At 34.4% G+C, this 16047-nt stretch carries 12 protein-coding genes; 2 read left to right on the forward strand and 10 right to left on the reverse strand.

Features of this window, described 5'->3' with window-relative positions; all coding sequences use genetic code 11:
• Positions 1–14: 14 nt before the first annotated feature.
• The 7 genes from ACFOUY_RS17575 to ACFOUY_RS17605 all read right to left on the reverse strand — a co-directional run bounded on the left by ACFOUY_RS17575 (position 15) and on the right by ACFOUY_RS17605 (position 9180).
• Positions 15–3281 (reverse strand): SusC/RagA family TonB-linked outer membrane protein, encoded by a 3267-nt coding sequence (locus ACFOUY_RS17575; protein WP_378962523.1) that lies wholly within the window; start codon positions 3279–3281, stop codon positions 15–17.
• Between the two features lie 93 nt (positions 3282–3374).
• A complete protein-coding gene (locus ACFOUY_RS17580; protein WP_378962524.1) occupies positions 3375–4568 on the reverse strand; it encodes an ROK family protein in 1194 nt (397 codons plus the stop codon).
• Positions 4569–4710: 142 nt separating this feature from the next.
• The gene (lepB, locus tag ACFOUY_RS17585; RefSeq protein WP_378962525.1) at positions 4711–5907 is read right to left on the reverse strand and encodes a signal peptidase I; all 1197 of its coding nucleotides are present in this window, start codon (positions 5905–5907) and stop codon (positions 4711–4713) included.
• Positions 5908–5987: 80 nt separating this feature from the next.
• Positions 5988–6722: a 4-hydroxy-tetrahydrodipicolinate reductase gene (dapB, locus tag ACFOUY_RS17590; protein WP_378962526.1), complete on the reverse strand. Its 735-nt coding sequence runs from the start codon at positions 6720–6722 to the stop codon at positions 5988–5990.
• A gap of 21 nt (positions 6723–6743) precedes the next feature.
• Positions 6744–7463, reverse strand: coding sequence for a DUF5683 domain-containing protein (locus ACFOUY_RS17595; protein ID WP_378962527.1), 720 nt, complete (start codon positions 7461–7463; stop codon positions 6744–6746).
• A complete protein-coding gene (locus ACFOUY_RS17600) occupies positions 7463–8368 on the reverse strand; it encodes a ParB/RepB/Spo0J family partition protein (protein ID WP_378962528.1) in 906 nt (301 codons plus the stop codon). Before ACFOUY_RS17600 ends, ACFOUY_RS17595 begins: the two co-directional genes overlap by 1 nt.
• 8 nt (positions 8369–8376) lie before the next feature.
• Positions 8377–9180, reverse strand: a complete 804-nt coding sequence (locus tag ACFOUY_RS17605; protein WP_056870038.1) for a ParA family protein — start codon at positions 9178–9180, stop codon at positions 8377–8379.
• A 183-nt stretch (positions 9181–9363) separates the two neighbouring features.
• Between ACFOUY_RS17605 and ACFOUY_RS17610 the strand changes: the two genes are divergently transcribed.
• On the forward strand, positions 9364–9885 hold the full coding sequence (locus ACFOUY_RS17610; protein ID WP_378962529.1) for an NADPH-dependent FMN reductase: 522 nt from the start codon (positions 9364–9366) through the stop codon (positions 9883–9885).
• Between the two features lie 52 nt (positions 9886–9937).
• Here ACFOUY_RS17610 and ACFOUY_RS17615 read toward each other — a convergent pair whose 3' ends face one another.
• Both ACFOUY_RS17615 and ACFOUY_RS17620 read right to left on the reverse strand, forming a co-directional pair.
• Positions 9938–11011, reverse strand: coding sequence for a DUF2891 domain-containing protein (locus tag ACFOUY_RS17615; protein WP_378962530.1), 1074 nt, complete (start codon positions 11009–11011; stop codon positions 9938–9940).
• A 182-nt stretch (positions 11012–11193) separates the two neighbouring features.
• Complete coding sequence (locus ACFOUY_RS17620) at positions 11194–11646, reverse strand: substrate-binding domain-containing protein (protein WP_378962531.1); 453 nt, start codon at positions 11644–11646, stop codon at positions 11194–11196.
• A gap of 211 nt (positions 11647–11857) precedes the next feature.
• Here ACFOUY_RS17620 and ACFOUY_RS17625 point away from each other — a divergent pair, with 211 nt between their 5' ends.
• Positions 11858–13327, forward strand: a complete 1470-nt coding sequence (locus tag ACFOUY_RS17625) for an ABC transporter substrate-binding protein (RefSeq protein WP_378962532.1) — start codon at positions 11858–11860, stop codon at positions 13325–13327.
• A gap of 153 nt (positions 13328–13480) precedes the next feature.
• On the opposite strand, the gene ACFOUY_RS17630 is transcribed toward ACFOUY_RS17625, so the two are convergent.
• On the reverse strand, positions 13481–15910 hold the full coding sequence (locus ACFOUY_RS17630) for a TonB-dependent receptor domain-containing protein (RefSeq protein WP_378962533.1): 2430 nt from the start codon (positions 15908–15910) through the stop codon (positions 13481–13483).
• Positions 15911–16047: the final 137 nt, after the last annotated feature.

A 16047-nucleotide genomic window follows, 5' to 3' on the forward strand; every position in this document is an offset into this window, starting at 1 on the left:
ATTAATTTTAGTTGCTAAAAGTTTGCATTTAGTGAGAATCCGAAATTTCTTGATGCTGCTGTTGAACCCACATCAACCCCTTGAGACCACCATTTATTTCCTAGAGGTGCCTCTGGATCTAAATCTTTTAATGTACGGTGTATGTAGAATAAGTTACGTCCTATTAATGAGAAACGAAGGTTTGTAATACCCATTTTCTTTGTAAAAGTAGCAGGTATCTTATAAGTTAATGTAATCTCTCTCATCTTTATGTAATTGTTCTTAAAGATTTCTGCTTCAGTTAAAGAACCTTCACCCCAGTTAAAGGTCGTTATGTAGTAATCAGCTGCAGAAAGCACTTTTGTATTAGGCAAACCTGTAGTTTGGTTAACACCTTGTAAAAGAACGCCATCATTATACGTTTTACCATTACTTGTATAAGTTATACCTCCGTTATCAGCATCTCTAAATTCCATCGAGTTTTCTAACATACCCGCACCACGCATATACTTTAAGTTTGGTGCAATCATTTTACCACCGAAGCGATAATCAATTGTAAAATCTAAAGCAATGTTTCCATAGCTAAATGTGTTTGAAAAACCACCAACCGCTTTAGGCATAATGTTGCCGGCCTTTACATAAACCGAATTGTCCATTACGTAGAAACCATCATCATTAATTATATAGTTTCCGCTAGCATCTGTTTTTCTCGGGCGAATATAAATGTTACCCAGTTCTTCGCCTGCTCTTGCAACAATTTTAGCAGTAGACTGATCTGAATTATAGAAGTTAATTTCAGAATCAGCGTCTTTAAGTGAATTTACTTTAGATTTGTTTGTAGAGAAATTAAATCTAGTATCCCATCTAAATTTACCTGAAATTGGTGTAGCGTTTAGAGCCAATTCGAAACCACGGTTTCCTATTTCACCAACATTTACAATTTGAGTTTGAGCTCCATTTGTAGAACTTACATCAAGTGGTAAGATCTGGTTTTTGATTTTATTATTATAGTAACTAACATCTAAACCTAATCTTCCATTTAAGAAACGTGTTTCTAAACCAAACTCTGCTTCATGTTTTTTCTCAGGTAATAATCCTAAATTCCCGTAAGATCTAGCTGAAATGATAGAGGGAACTGAGCCATTAATAGTTTGTAAAGAAGTTTGGGTATACGAAATATTTGATTCATAAACTGGAGGCGCATTACCAACAACACCATATGATGCTCTTAATTTACCGTATGACCAAAATTTAGGCAATTTCCACAAATCACTAAAAACAAAACCACCATTAACAGAATAGTAAGAATATTGGTTATTAGCAGGAGGAAGTGTAGAAACATATTCCTGACGAGCAGTTCCTTCAACAAAAAGAAAATCTTTATAGCTTAAGTTTAATAGTCCTAGATAAGCATATTTTAATTGTTCTTTACGAGATTCTGTTGTTTCTGCAACACCAAAAGAGTTAGATAAAGCAAAAAAGTTTTCTGTTACTAATCCATCTCTAGTATTAGACTTTAAATCTTTATAAGTTTCTTTTCTACCCTGATAACCTCCACTTAATGAAACATTAAAATCTTCACCTATTTTATTTGAATAAGTTACTAATGCATCACCATATAATATCGAATACTGTCCTTGGTTTGTTGTGTACGAGCCAGTACTTGTGTTTCCATTTAGTGCACTTGGGATTTCTGTAAATTGACGATTTTCTGCTTTTACACCAGTATAATCATTACCAATACGTCCTCTAAACTTTAGATTTTTAGCAAAATCATAATTCAAAGTGAAACTAGATAATAATCTATTTTCATTTTCATCGTATGTATTTTTTAATTGTTGCCAATAAAAATCTAACAGATTTGTTGCTCTGATATTATAAACGAACGGTTCAGGACGAGCTGTCTGGTCGAAAGTTGAATATTTGTAACCATTACTAGTTTGATATTTTTCTTTCATTAATCCCATATCTTCTGCACGGCTAAAGAAGCCTGCGAAAGACCCTAAAACTTGACCTAACTGGTATGGTCTATTTCTCGTTTTGGTATTTACATAACTAACAATAACATCTGCAGATAATTTAGGTGCAAGTTTAACTGTTGAGTTTAAGTTAAATGAGTTTTTAGAACCTGTGTTTCCGGGTTGAGTTCCTTTATAATCTAACCGAGATGCAGAAAATCGATAGTTTAAAGCATCCGTTTGATTAGATATTGCAACGTTCGCATTCGAAGTATAGCCTGTTTGATAAACATCCTTGTAGTTATTTGGCTGAGGTGAATAAGAACGAATTGAACCATCCCACCATCTCACTTGTTGACCATCCATTTTAGGCCCAAAGTTAGCATAAGCTCTAAAGTATGGCCTTAAACCAGTTGGTGAAAGTGGATCTGCAATCCATCCTTCTTCATTAGCACCGTTTGCTACGTTAGTTTCTCTATCATAACCTGGTCCGTAAGTATTTTGGAAATTAGGTAAAAAGGCAACTTGATCTACAGAACCCTGATAATTGAAGTCAATTCCTAGGCCTCTGTTTTTAGAACCTTTTTTTGTAGTAATAACAACAACACCGCTTCCAGCATCCGAGCCGTATAATGCAGAGGCACTTGCACCTTTTAGAACTGTTAAACTTTCAATATCGGCCGGGTTAATATCTAAAATACCATTACCACGAACACGCTGATCATCCCAATAGTTATTATTATTTGCTCCAGCTGCGCCATTTTGACCATCATTTCTAATCATTACACCATCTACAACATATAAAGGTTGTTGATTGTAGTTAATAGAGTTGATACCACGAATTTGAACGTTTACCGCACTACTAGCACCACCAGGTGCAGTTGTAATTTTTACACCTGCTGCTTTACCATATAAGGCTGATGCAAAGTTTGTATTACCAGCCTCAGTTAATTGTTTTGCTGTAACGGTACTTACTGCATATCCCAGAGATTTTTCTTGTCTCTTAATACCCAATGCTGTAGTTACAATATCAACATCATCGAGTTGATTAGCACTTTCTTTTAGTACCACATTAATTGTTGATTGATTATTGTAAGGGATTTCTTGTCTTACATAACCGATTGCAGTAAAAACCAAAATTTCTTTTGAGTTTACAGATATAGAGAACTTACCAGATGCATCTGTTTGAGTTCCTTTTGTTGTTCCTTTAATAGAAACGCTTACACCGGGTAGTGAACCTGAAGCATCGCTTACCGTACCGGTGATGTTTTTTTGTGCAAAAGCTGTTATTGTTGATAAGACTAACAACAACATACTTAAGCATCTTAAGTACATTCTTTTCATATTGATTAGGTTATTTGTTTGATTAGTTTAGTTTAAAAGGGATATTTTACTGTTGAGTTCTTTTGTTTATCCATATATTATTAGTTAAATTATTTATAATTCGAATTGGGTGTTCTCTAATATTAAACTTGCTGCCGCTAGCAATTCCGCTTCATCTGTAAGGGTTGATACTTTAATAGTAGTTAGCTCTGCAATTCGAGGCATACAAAATTGATTTATAGCCTGCTGAATTGATGGCAAGAGCATTTTTCCAACTTTGGCACCTCTACCGCTTAATACTATACATTCGGGATTAAGGATATGCATGAGCGTTGCTAAGCCCTTTCCAATTTGAAAAGCTGCCTTAGAAACTATACTTATAGCCAAAGGATCTTGTGCATTAACTGCATCTAAAAAATGATCTCTCGGATGTTTAGTTTTATCCTGAAACAGAAATTTCATGCTTGATTCTGCTCCATCCATTAAAGCCCTTTCAGCTTTTTCTGCCATAACCAACAGAGATGTATCTAACTCTAAGCAACCTCTTTTGCCGCAAGAACATAATTTATCACTATCTGATAATGGTATATGACTAAATTCGCCTGCATAACCACCGCTGCCACGATATAGCTGACCATTTACAATCATGCCTAAACCAGTACCCCAACCAATATTAACCACCATTACATCCTTTAAATTAATAGCTTCGCCAAAATTAAGTTCAGCTAGAGCTATTAAACTAGAATCGTTATCTATAGAAACAGGTAATTTTATTGCTTTTGAAAGATAATCCCCTAATGCAGAAGCATCTTTGATTAAGAGAAATGATGAATTAATCCCTTTCTCTGCATTAACAAAACCAGGCATACCAATGCCTACACCAATTATATTATCTCTATCTAAATCAGATTTTGTAATACTTTTATTGATAAAATCAGCAAGTACATTAACATCATCAAACGAATCAGACATGTTAAGTTCAAGATACTGAACAGGCAAAACCACCCTTCTGGATAGATCGTAAATAGTTAGCCTTGTAATGAGCTGATCCATTGCAACTGCAACGATATATTTTTTGTTATCGGGATTTAATAAATATATAGATGGTCTTCTACCCCCAGTTGATGGCGCCAAACCTTGCTCCAAAACATAGCCTTCTAATATTAAACCATTAACAATAGAGGTAACCAATGGCAAACTTTTATTAGTGAGTTTGCTCAATTCAGTTAGCGCTAAGGCCTTTTTATAATAAAGATGTTTAATAATATCAGCCCTCAATCGTTGACCTTTTTCTATTATTACAGACATATTATTTGGTTTAACAACAAACTTAATAATTTTTTACAAAAGAACAACAAACTTAATAATTTTTTTTAAAAGTATTTTTTCCAAACAAAAAAAGGCTTAAATTTCTTTAAGCCTTTTTTTGTTTGGATTTTCTGGATTGATATTAATGTATACCCCTTAGTAACCTACTCCATCGAATTTTGTGCAGAAAAGATCCCTCACTATTCCAACTCATCCAAATAAACAATGCTTTTCCTACAACATGGTCTTCAGGTACAAAACCCCAATAACGAGAATCTGCTGAATTGTGGCGATTATCGCCCATCATCCAATAATAATTCATTTTGAAAGTATATGTCGTTGCAATTTTATCGTTGATGTACCAATCTTTACCTTTTTGTTCTACTTTATTACCTTCGTAAGTTCTAATGGCTCTATAGTATAAAGGCATAGTATTGCTATCGATATTAACAGTCCATCCTTTTGCCGGTATTTTAATCGGACCAAAATTATCTCTATTCCAAACACGATTCGGATCGTGAGGGAATGTACCCCCCGGTTCAATTTCAGCAGCCGTAGCAGCGGTCATTTTAACTGATTTAACAAAGTCGAATGCTCTTATTTCGTCAGCCATTTCAGGTGATATTTCTACACTATAGGTATTTGTTCCGAGTGGTTGCATATCACCCATTTTCAAATTCAAATCATCAAATACATTGTAATTGAAATCCATGGTTTTGAATTGAATAATATAAGGCATCATACCAGTACTTTTTAACGGCTCATCTTTACCATTGATATTGGCTATACCGTTTTTCATACTGATTACATCGCCTGCAATACCAATACAACGTTTAATAAAATTTTCTCTTTTATCAACAGGTCTGCTAATAATTGTAAACTGACTATGAATTGATGCTCTACCGTATTGTCTAACTAAATCATAATAACTCGGCACCTGATTTTCTACAGCTACGGTATCACCTTCGGGAAAGTTGAATACTACAACATCATTTCTTTTAATTTCTGATAAACCTGGCAAACGGCGATATTTCCATTGTACACCATCCCAATAAGCTTTTGTAGATGTTGTTAAAGGCATTGTGTGGTGAGCAAAAGGAAAAGCAACAGGCGTCATCGGAACACGAGCGCCATAATTAACTTTACTGACAAAAAGAAAATCGCCTATTAATAAAGAGCGTTCCATTGAACCAGAAGGAATTGTGTAAGCTTCAATAAAAAACACTCTAATTATTGTTGCGGCTACAACAGCAAAAACAATTGCATCAACCCATTCACGGGTTTTTGTTTTTTTCTTCTTATTGGCATCCTTTTTCTTCTGCCAGAATTTATAATTCATATATTTTATTTTTGGGTTAAGGATTAATTAAAACCGATTAACTTTTATCTGATTATTTATTAGTTGATACTATTTTAGTTCTATTCAAAAATATCTGTAATACTAAAAAAGCCTTTTTTATCTTTCAACCATTCTGCAGCTACAACCGCACCTAACGCAAAACCAGCTCTGCTGTGCGCTGTATGTTTTATTTCAATTTCATCAACCTCGCTACTGTAAATTACGGTGTGTGTACCAGGTATATTTTCTATTCTATGCGATTCTATAAGCAGCTGTTCAGCCTTCGGAAAAACATCTACATCTGTTCCTACAACCTCATTTAACCACTCCGTTTTTCTATCCAGATTATCAACTATACCTTCTGCAATTGTAATGGCTGTACCGCTTGGTGCATCTAGCTTTTGAGTATGGTGAATTTCTTCTACCTGAACCTCGTAAGCTGGGTAATTATTCATCAACTTTGCCAAAGTTTGGTTTAGCTTAAAGAATAAATTAACACCAATACTAAAGTTAGACCCGTAAAGCAAGGTATTGTTACTGCTATTGCATTCATTTTTAACTTCCTGCAATTTGCCATACCAACCCGTTGTGCCTACAACTACAGGCACATTTGCATCAAAACAAGTGTTTATGTTATTCAAAACCGAATCTGGTGTACTAAAATCTATGGCAACGTCTGCTGCCCTTAAATTTTGGCGGGTTAACTCTTCCTGATTATCGATTGAAATTTTTAAAACAATTTCGTGGCCACGTTCCAGAGCAAATTTCTCTATAATCTGGCCCATTTTACCATACCCTAAAAGCGCAATTTTCATTGAGTAATATTTTTATGTTATTTAAAATCTTAAAGATAATTTTAATGCAGGAGAACCATTAAAACCATACATCGTATTGGGGTTATTTATTAAAGTTGGGGTTATTTTAAAAGAAATTGTATCATCTATATTAAAATAATGCAACCTCGCAGCAACGTAAGCATCAACAACATTTACAGCATAAACCGCAAAGTAAGAAAATATTACAATCTGGCGGTTTCTCTTATAAATCGCTTGAGCATCCAAAACATTAGTATCTCCATACCGTTCTAAAGCTAGGTTTTCCTTTTTACCAGGGTTTTGGGCTCGAAACTGCGCTTCTTTTAAAAAAATTTTATAGTTTTTATCGCTATCGATATAAGAAAGTGTAAGTAAGGTAAATCCTGTATATATCAGTCCGATTTTACCAAGCGTGTAGGTTTTTTGCCAAAAATGACCAGTTTTTTCGCCCTTGGCATTTAATTCATCAACAAGTAATTGATTATTATAAAGCTGACCCCAACCTGGAATTATTAATGATTTGAAAATAGCCTTTCTACCTGCAACCTTACCGGGATTTACATATTTTTGCTTTAAAGTATCAACCTTTTTCTTAGAAGAATCTATCCGAACAACTCTTATTGGAGCTGTTTTAATTGTATCGACAGGCTTTAATAGTGTATCCTTAACCTGGGCAGAAACCAGATTTACAATACAAAATGTAAATAAAGAAAACAGTATTAAACGCTTAGCTTTTAGCATTACCAATCTAATAACTCTAAAATTCTGTTTAAGTCGTCATCACTTACGAAAGGAATTTCTATTGCGCCCTTGCCGTTTTGAGCAACTTTTAATTTTACCCGAGTTGCAAATTTAGAAGCCAAATCATCCTGAAGTTTTTGGTATTGAAATGAAGCTACTTTTTCTTTAGGTTTTTCGATTTTTAAAGGCTGGTGTTGTAAGTTACGCACCAATTCTTCTACCTTACGAACAGATAATCCTTTCTCCAAAATTTCCTGGTGGATGAATAACTGTCTATCCACACCATCAACATTAATTAGCGCTCTTGCGTGGCCCATAGAAATTCTTTGGTCGCGGATGGAGGCTTGAATTGCAGGTGGAAGTTTCAATAAGCGAAGATAATTGGTTACCGTAGTACGGTTCTTACCAACACGCTCACCTAATTGCTCTTGTTTCAATCCAACTTCGTCAATCATTCTTTGAAAACTCAGTGCAACTTCAATTGCATTTAAATTTTCACGCTGAATGTTTTCAATTAATGCCATTTCCAACATTTGTTGGTCGTTAGCACTGCGGATATATGCAGGAATTTGAGTTAAACCAGCCAATTTAGAAGCCCTGAACCTACGTTCACCAGAGATTAGCTGATATTTATTTGCACCAAGTTTTCTAACCGTAATTGGCTGAATCAAACCCTGAATTTTAATCGAATCGGCTAATTCATTTAATGCAACCTGGTCAAATTCGGTACGAGGCTGAAATGGATTAGTTTCAACTTCAGTTAAACTTACATGACTGATATTACCAATCTGCTCGGTTTCGCTAACAGCATTTACCTGCTGTTTCGGCGGATGAGAAGATTCGCTATCATCTAAAAGCGCACTTAACCCTCTTCCTAAACCTGTTTTTCGCTGAAAAGATGTCATCTATAAATTTATAAAGTTGCTGTATCTATGTTTTCTTCTTCCTTTAACAAGCCGTTTTTCTTAACGATTTCGCGAGCCAGATTAAGATAATTTATAGCGCCTTTGCAGTTTGCATCGTGCATTATTACCGAAACGCCATAACTAGGCGCCTCACTTAAACGCGTATTACGCTGTATAATTGTATCAAAAACCAACTCATGGAAATGTGTTCGTACTTCTTCTACAACCTGATTAGATAAACGTAAACGCACATCGTACATGGTTAATAAAATACCTTCAATTTCTAATTCAGGATTTAAACGATTTTGTACAATTTTAATTGTATTGAGTAATTTACCTAAACCCTCTAATGCAAAATATTCGCACTGAACGGGAATAATTACCGAATCGGCTGCTGTTAAAGCATTAATGGTAATTAAACCTAATGAAGGAGAACAATCTATGATAATGAAATCATACTGATCTTTAATTTTCTCCAAAACGGCTTTCATTTTATATTCGCGGTTATTAAGATTAATCATCTCAATTTCCGCACCCACTAAGTCTATATGAGCAGGAAGTAAATCTAAATTTGGCGTATCTGTTTTCTGAATCGCCTGTAAAGGGTCGATATCATTAATGATACATTCGTAAATACTATCTTTTATATTTCGGGGATCAAAACCGATTCCTGAAGTAGAATTCGCCTGAGGATCAGCATCTACCAATAAAGTTTTGTATTCTAATACGGCTAAACTCGCAGCCAGGTTTATAGATGAAGTTGTTTTACCAACGCCACCTTTTTGATTTGCTAATGCAATAATTTTGCTCATCTATATATCCGAAATTTACTTTACGTTTACGTTGGACGTTTTTAATTTATGCCTTTTAATCGGCAAAAAGTTCTATTTTTGCGTTGTTTACGCCCTTTTTCTCAATCAGCTAAGATACAAACTATATGGCAATTTTAGCAATAAGGGCATTCGGGTTTTGAACATCTTATTAACAATTCATCCATGATCACAATTATAGCCGCAACCAACAGACCCAACAGCAATACGCTCAAAGTTGCAAAATATTACCAACACGAACTTAAATCGAGAGGTATAGAATCTAACTTGTTCAGTTTGGAGCACTTACCTATTGATGTTTTAAATACCGATATGTTTGGAAAACGCTCTGTGGCTTTCCAAAAGATACAGGATTTGATTTCTACTACTGATAAATTTCTTTTTGTAATGCCAGAATATAATGGCAGTTATCCTGGTGTTTTAAAGGTACTTATTGATGCTTGTAATTTCCCTGATAGTTTTTATGATAAGAAAGCGGCACTGGTTGGTTTATCATCTGGCAAATATGGCAACATTCGTGGTGTTGATCACTTCACTGGTGTGTGCCATTACATCCATCTAAATATTTTGCCGTTAAGAATTCATATCCCTAACATCAAAACTGAGTTAGATGCTGATGGCAATTTAATAAAAGAAGACACAATTAAATTTACAAACGAACAGATTGAAAAGTTTATTAATTTTTAGTTAAAGACTAAAGGATTTTCAGAATTTAAAAATTCACTCATTACAAATCTTCTTACTTTTCTAAAGCATAAACAGCAAAAGATGCTAGCCAATGGTCGCCGCCATAATTACCAGCAAAAACCAATGGTAATGCATTAGCTAAAAATTTATCGGCGGTTACTTCAAAATGTTTTTTCCATTTATGGTTATTCGGCAACTCTTTGGCAATTCCTTTTAAACACCACGCTCTGGTAAAAGATAAGCCAACCAAATGTACGCCCTGATAATCATTAATATCACTAATAATTGGCAAATCGCTAATTCTTTTTATGCTCCGCTCCTCGTAAAATTTATTTAACCAACTCACAAATTGTGTATTAGGCAAAACGCGTCGCATTAAATCGGCTATTTCTAAACTTGGTGAAAAGAAATCAGAACCATCTGGCTCTAAATACGCTGGCGTTTTTGTATTATCTAAATAAAAAGCTTTGGCTTTCTCATCAATTTGTCTTTCAAAAGCAGTGTCTTTAAAAGTTCTGGCCCAATCTAATGCAAACACTAAACCGAATGCAGTATTTGGATGTACGCCGGTTCTATTTGGATAAGTTTGTTTTGGTAAGTATGCTTTCCATAACGTTAAAATTTGCTTTGTAAGTGGTTGTAATGCTGCGTACCATTTCTTTGCATCCGGGTTATCCCAAGTATACAATTCTTGGTCTAATTTTAGCAACCACGCCCAGCCATAAGTACGCTCATAAGTATTTGCAACCTGATATTTCGTAAAATATTCTGCTTCAGCAAGCATTTTTTCAGGTGTAAAAGTTTTATTTAACTGCGCAATTATTTCTGCCTTATTTTTAAGATCTGGCATTGTTTTTAACAAACGCAAAAGCATCCAGTGGCCATGAACAGAACTGTGCCAATCTAAACAACCGTAAAAAGCCGGATGTAATTCGCTGGGCAATAATCTTCCATCAATAACTGTATTAGCAACATGCGAGGTTTTATTGGGAAACTCTTGAATAATACATCCCATTGGCATTTTCGAAAGTTTCTCCGCAATGTCTGCCGTTAAAGTTGGCACATTTTGAGCATTTGCAGTGCAGTATATCGCAGAAAACAAAAATAGCACTAGAAGTTTTTTCATATGTATAAAATTATTTTCAATGGTTATGAAGCTATCATGATTTTATTCATTGGTGTTTGTGGTTGGCAAAATCATGATGGTTTCATGTCTTGACCAGGATTTTTAGTATTAAAAAATTATCAGGATTTAATTGGTAATTCGAAATTAACTAAATATTCAAAATTCAATCATTCAAAATTATATTACGCTCCAAATCTTATCCATTTATCGCCTTCATGGCCAAAAATAAACGAACCCGGATGAAGCATTTCTGCCATATCTTCTATCAAAGAAACTGCATTTTCTGCCGATCTTTCGCGGTTTACATCATCATTTAATAGTATTATTCGATTATTTTTGACAGCTTGCCAATCAGAATCTAAAACAGCAGGAACTTCACGCATTAAATCGGTAAGCGTTTTACCTGGTTGATAATAAATAACAAATGCAGCATTTAAAATATCCGATTCTATCATTCCACCGGCAAGTGCAATTTCTTCAGATAAAAAGTAGCTGGGCTGATTATTAACATCTAACAAAGCCACCGGCATTTTATCCATAAATTTAATTTTGTGTTCTACAATATCTAAACGTTCTTGTAAATCTTCTTGCTTGGTGGCGTCTAAGCCAATAAATAAATCGTTTAAAAAAGACATCTGCATTAAATTTATTAATTTGTGCAAAAATAACAATCCTTATTTCATGCGAGGCTCATTTAAGTATATATTTTGGTTTTTTTGCGGCATTATTTTCTTTTCCTGCAAAGAGCAATCGAATAACAAAGACAAAAAAACGTTCAATATTAATTTAGATCAAGGTTTAACCTCTTTAGATCCTGCTTTTGCTCGTAACCAAAATGCAATATGGATGACTAACCAAATTTTTAATGGTTTGGTGCAAATAGATTCTACTTTGCAAACGGTTCCTTGTATTGCCAAAACCTGGCAAATTTCTGATGATGCTTTAACATATACCTTCAATCTTCGAAATGATGTTTACTTTCATGATGATCCGATATTTAAAAATGGTAAGGGTAGAAAGGTTATTGCAAGCGATTTTGCGTACAGTTTTTATCGCTTAATTGACCCAAAAGTTGCATCATCTGGTGGCTGGATTTTCAGCGACAAAGTAAAAGATCAAGGAAATTTCGTTGCCGTTAATGATAGTACTTTCCAAATTAAGTTAGTTAGACCGTTCCCTCCTTTTATGAGTTTGTTAACTTCACAATATTGTTCTGTTGTACCCAAAGAAGTTGTTGAACATTACGGCAAAGATTTTAGAAGCCATCCAGTTGGCACAGGCCCTTTCTGTTTTAAATATTGGAAAGAAGGCGAAATTTTAGTGCTTTTGAAAAACGAGCATTATTGGGAAAAAGACTCCAGTGGTATTCGATTGCCTTATGTGGATGCTTTAAAAGCTTCTTTTATTACTGATAAGCAAAGTGGTTTTATGAGTTTCTTAAAAAAGGATTTGGATTTTTACTACAGTGTGGATGGAAGCTATCGTGATGACATTTTAACTAAAAGCGGCAAAATGACATCGAAATATAAAGGCAAATTTACCCTAAGAAAAGGCCCTTATTTATGCACCGAATATGTTGGGATTTTAGTTGATAGCACTTTGGATATTGTAAAGAATTCGCCTTTAAGGTTTAAAAAAGTTAGGCAGGCAATTAACTATTCTATCGATAGAGAAAAACTTATTAAATATTTAAGAAATGGTATTGGCATACCTGCAACTTCTGGTTTTATCCCAAAGGGAATGCCTGGTTTTGACAGTTCAGCAGTTCATGGCTACTATTACAATCCTAAACTTGCGGCAAAATTATTAGCCGAAGCAGGTTATCCGGAAGGAAAAGGATTGACGGAAATTACTTTAAATACAACAACAACTTATAAAGATTTAATAGAATTTATTCAGGGAGAATTAAATGCGATTGGAATAAAAACGAAGATAGATGTTAGTCCGAGTGCGAGTTTGAGAGATTTAATGTCGAAAAATAATGTAAACTTTTTCCGTGGAAGCTGGATTGCAGATTATGCCGATGGCGAAAATTATTTGTCGATGTTTTATTCTAAAAACAAAGTTCCATACGGACCAAATTATACGGCCTTTTACAATAAAGCCTTCGATAAGTTATTTGAAGAAAGTTACTACGAGCCAGATAACGAAAAACGCTTTAAACTTTATCGCCAAATGGATCAAATGGTAATGGATTATTCGCCAGTTATACCCGTTTTTTATGATCAATCTGTTGTAATGCTACAGAATAACATTAGTGGCTATCCAATGAATCCGTTAAGTTTAATGATACTTAAGAAGGTAAAGAAAGGCTAGTTCTAAATCATTTTTAATCGATTAAAACTTAAGGTTTAAAAGTTTTCCTAGCTTAGTTCGAAAGCATGATGGTTTTAGAATCAAAAAACTAAACAAAAAAAGCTCCTAGTTTGCACCAGAAGCTTTGATTTATATATTAATTGGGTTTTATAATTATTGTTGAACGCCACCCATTCCACCACCTTGCTGTTGTTGGTCTTGCTTAATATCGTCGTTTTTAATCTTTTTCTTTTCTGTAAATTTAAGTTTACCAAAAGTATAACTAAAGTTTAAAGTGTAGTTACGCAATGGATAGTAAATGTTTTGGCTTTGATAAATTGTACCTGTTTGGTTAACGGCATTATTAATTGTTTTGATATGCAAATCGCGGGTAAACGGATTCAATGTACCTAAACCAATGCTTCCTTTCTTCTTAAATATTTCTTTTTTGATTGATGCTCCATAGATATAAAATGGATCGGTAACACCTTGATAAGTACGTCTTTTAGAAGTTATTACATTAAACAATTCGAAGTTATAACCTTTACCAAAACCATATGCTGAGCGTACAAACCAATTAAAGTTAAAAAAGGTACCCGTGTTAACATTCGTTGCATTATTGTTTACCGAGTAGGTATTACCAGCAAAGTTGGTCATTAAAGTCCATTTTGGCTTAGGATTGTATGATGCAAAAACGTTAAATCCATAAACTGGTGCAGTACCAACATTAATATAAGAAGTTAATGTTTTATTCACTCCATTTTCCGAAATAGGCGAAATTGAATTTTCAATTACGTCGCTTGTACGGCGGTAAAATATCGATGCGTTAATTATCGAACCTTTGATAAAGGTACTATATCCTAATTCCAAATTATCACTTAACTCAGGGTTTAACTGAGGATTACCCTGCATAATATTAAACTGGTCGCTTTCGTTGCGGAATGGATTTAAATAAGATTGCGAGGGTCTTTGTACACGACGGTTATAGCTTAGTTTTAAAGTACCCCCGCCTTTTAAATTTTGCGAAATAATTGCACTTGGAAACACGTTCAAATAATCATTTTTCTGAATACCACTACTTTGTGTGTTAAAATCTATTCGAGTATACTCAGCCCTAACACCACCTTTAAATTTTAATTTTTTAGTTAAATCGAAACTAATAACACCATAAGCCGCACCTACGTTTTGGTTATATTCAAAATCTTGCGCAGTATTATCAAACTGACTTTGTATATCGCGTAAAATTGCTTTTGCACCAACTTCTAGTGTTGTCTTTTTACTAAAAGGGTAAGTATAATCGGTTTGAAAGGTGTACTCATTATTTTTACCATTATTATTGCTTATGGTTTGTAAACCTGATGGAAAGGCAGCCGAAGTAAGGAAATTACTAAAACTTGTTGGTGTTCTGCCTTTTGATAACTGTGCTGATACAGAAAACTCCTCTCCTTCTTTTTTACTTGTTTTTCGATAATCAACATTCCAATCTAAGTTTCTGAAAGTCATGTCCATATCTCCAATATTAGATGCGGCCAAATTATTGATTAAATAATTAGTTTCACTTGGCCCTCCATTCGAAAAGCTATTAAATTTTGCAGTTGTACTGATATTGTTGTAAGCATTGAAATCGTAATCTAAACCTACACTACCATTATAACCATTGCGGCTCCATTTAGAAAACCCACTTTGAGAAATATTATTTGTAGTGCCATTTAAATAAGTTGTATTCGTAATAAATTCGGTCTGCGATTTTTGAGCGTAGGCTAAATTGGTACCCAAACTTGTATTTACACTCAATCGACCAGTTTTAGCTGTTAAATTAAATGAACCATTATTCTGGCGAGTTCCTGCTGCAGCATTAACCGAACCACTAACACCTTGAGCATTTGATTTTTTCGTGATAATATTGATAATCCCACCAGACCCTTCAGCATCATATTTAGCAGATGGACTGGTAATTACTTCAACAGTTTTGATTTGCTCTGCAGGAATCATTTTTAAAGCATCGGCAACACTACTTGCCATTGTACCAGAAGGTTTCCCATTAATTAAAACACGAACAGCTCCGCCGCGAAGTTGAATATTTCCCGTAGGATCAACTGAAAGCATTGGCACCTTACGCATTACATCAGTTGCATCGCCACCTGCATTTGTTCCATCGGCTTCAGCATTGTAAACCATTCTATCGATTTTATTTTCGATAATAGCTTTGGTGCCTGTAATCTGAACATCAGCAAGATTATTTTCTGTAGATGAAATATAAACTGTTCCTAAATTGATATCTGGTTTAGCAGGTGTTGTGGTTACCAAAACAGTTTTAGTTTTGTAACCCATAAAACCTATAAGTAATTTATACTCGCTTGGCGCAATATTTTGCAAAATCAGTTTCCCTTTTGAATCAGTTACGCCTCCATTAACAGATTTAGTTGTTTTAATAGAAATTAATGAAATTGTAGCATAATCGATAGGGTTTTTAGTTACCGAATCTTGAACGGTTATGGTTACACGACCCAAAACAGATGGCTTTTGAGCACCACCCATGCCGAATTGTGCATGTGCGTTAAAAAATATCCCAACAATGAAGGTTAATAGTAGAATTCTTTTCATATTAATAAGTAGTATTTGGTAATTAGTCTACGCAAATTGCATTTTGTTACATCAATACAAAATAGTTTTTACGCGACTGCATTAATTTGGTCGGCAAAGGTGAGATTTTTATCGGTAAAAAAGGCAGGAAATGGAAA

It is taken from the genome of Pedobacter jamesrossensis (assembly GCF_042650905.1).
GTDB classification, from domain to species: Bacteria; Bacteroidota; Bacteroidia; order Sphingobacteriales; family Sphingobacteriaceae; genus Pedobacter; species Pedobacter jamesrossensis.

What these genes read in the sequence shown, in the direction of transcription:
- ACFOUY_RS17595 (WP_378962527.1), bottom strand. Translation starts at nt 7,463, where the DNA reads ATGCTAAAAGCTAAGCGTTTAATACTGTTTTCTTTATTTACATTTTGT.
- lepB (WP_378962525.1), bottom strand. Translation starts at nt 5,907, where the DNA reads ATGAATTATAAATTCTGGCAGAAGAAAAAGGATGCCAATAAGAAGAAA.
- ACFOUY_RS17620 (WP_378962531.1), bottom strand. Translation starts at nt 11,646, where the DNA reads ATGTCTTTTTTAAACGATTTATTTATTGGCTTAGACGCCACCAAGCAA.
- ACFOUY_RS17610 (WP_378962529.1), top strand. Translation starts at nt 9,364, where the DNA reads ATGATCACAATTATAGCCGCAACCAACAGACCCAACAGCAATACGCTC.
- ACFOUY_RS17625 (WP_378962532.1), top strand. Translation starts at nt 11,858, where the DNA reads ATGACTAACCAAATTTTTAATGGTTTGGTGCAAATAGATTCTACTTTG.
- ACFOUY_RS17605 (WP_056870038.1), bottom strand. Translation starts at nt 9,180, where the DNA reads ATGAGCAAAATTATTGCATTAGCAAATCAAAAAGGTGGCGTTGGTAAA.
- ACFOUY_RS17600 (WP_378962528.1), bottom strand. Translation starts at nt 8,368, where the DNA reads ATGACATCTTTTCAGCGAAAAACAGGTTTAGGAAGAGGGTTAAGTGCG.
- ACFOUY_RS17615 (WP_378962530.1), bottom strand. Translation starts at nt 11,011, where the DNA reads ATGAAAAAACTTCTAGTGCTATTTTTGTTTTCTGCGATATACTGCACT.
- ACFOUY_RS17630 (WP_378962533.1), bottom strand. Translation starts at nt 15,910, where the DNA reads ATGAAAAGAATTCTACTATTAACCTTCATTGTTGGGATATTTTTTAAC.
- ACFOUY_RS17575 (WP_378962523.1), bottom strand. Translation starts at nt 3,281, where the DNA reads ATGAAAAGAATGTACTTAAGATGCTTAAGTATGTTGTTGTTAGTCTTA.
- ACFOUY_RS17580 (WP_378962524.1), bottom strand. Translation starts at nt 4,568, where the DNA reads ATGTCTGTAATAATAGAAAAAGGTCAACGATTGAGGGCTGATATTATT.
- dapB (WP_378962526.1), bottom strand. Translation starts at nt 6,722, where the DNA reads ATGAAAATTGCGCTTTTAGGGTATGGTAAAATGGGCCAGATTATAGAG.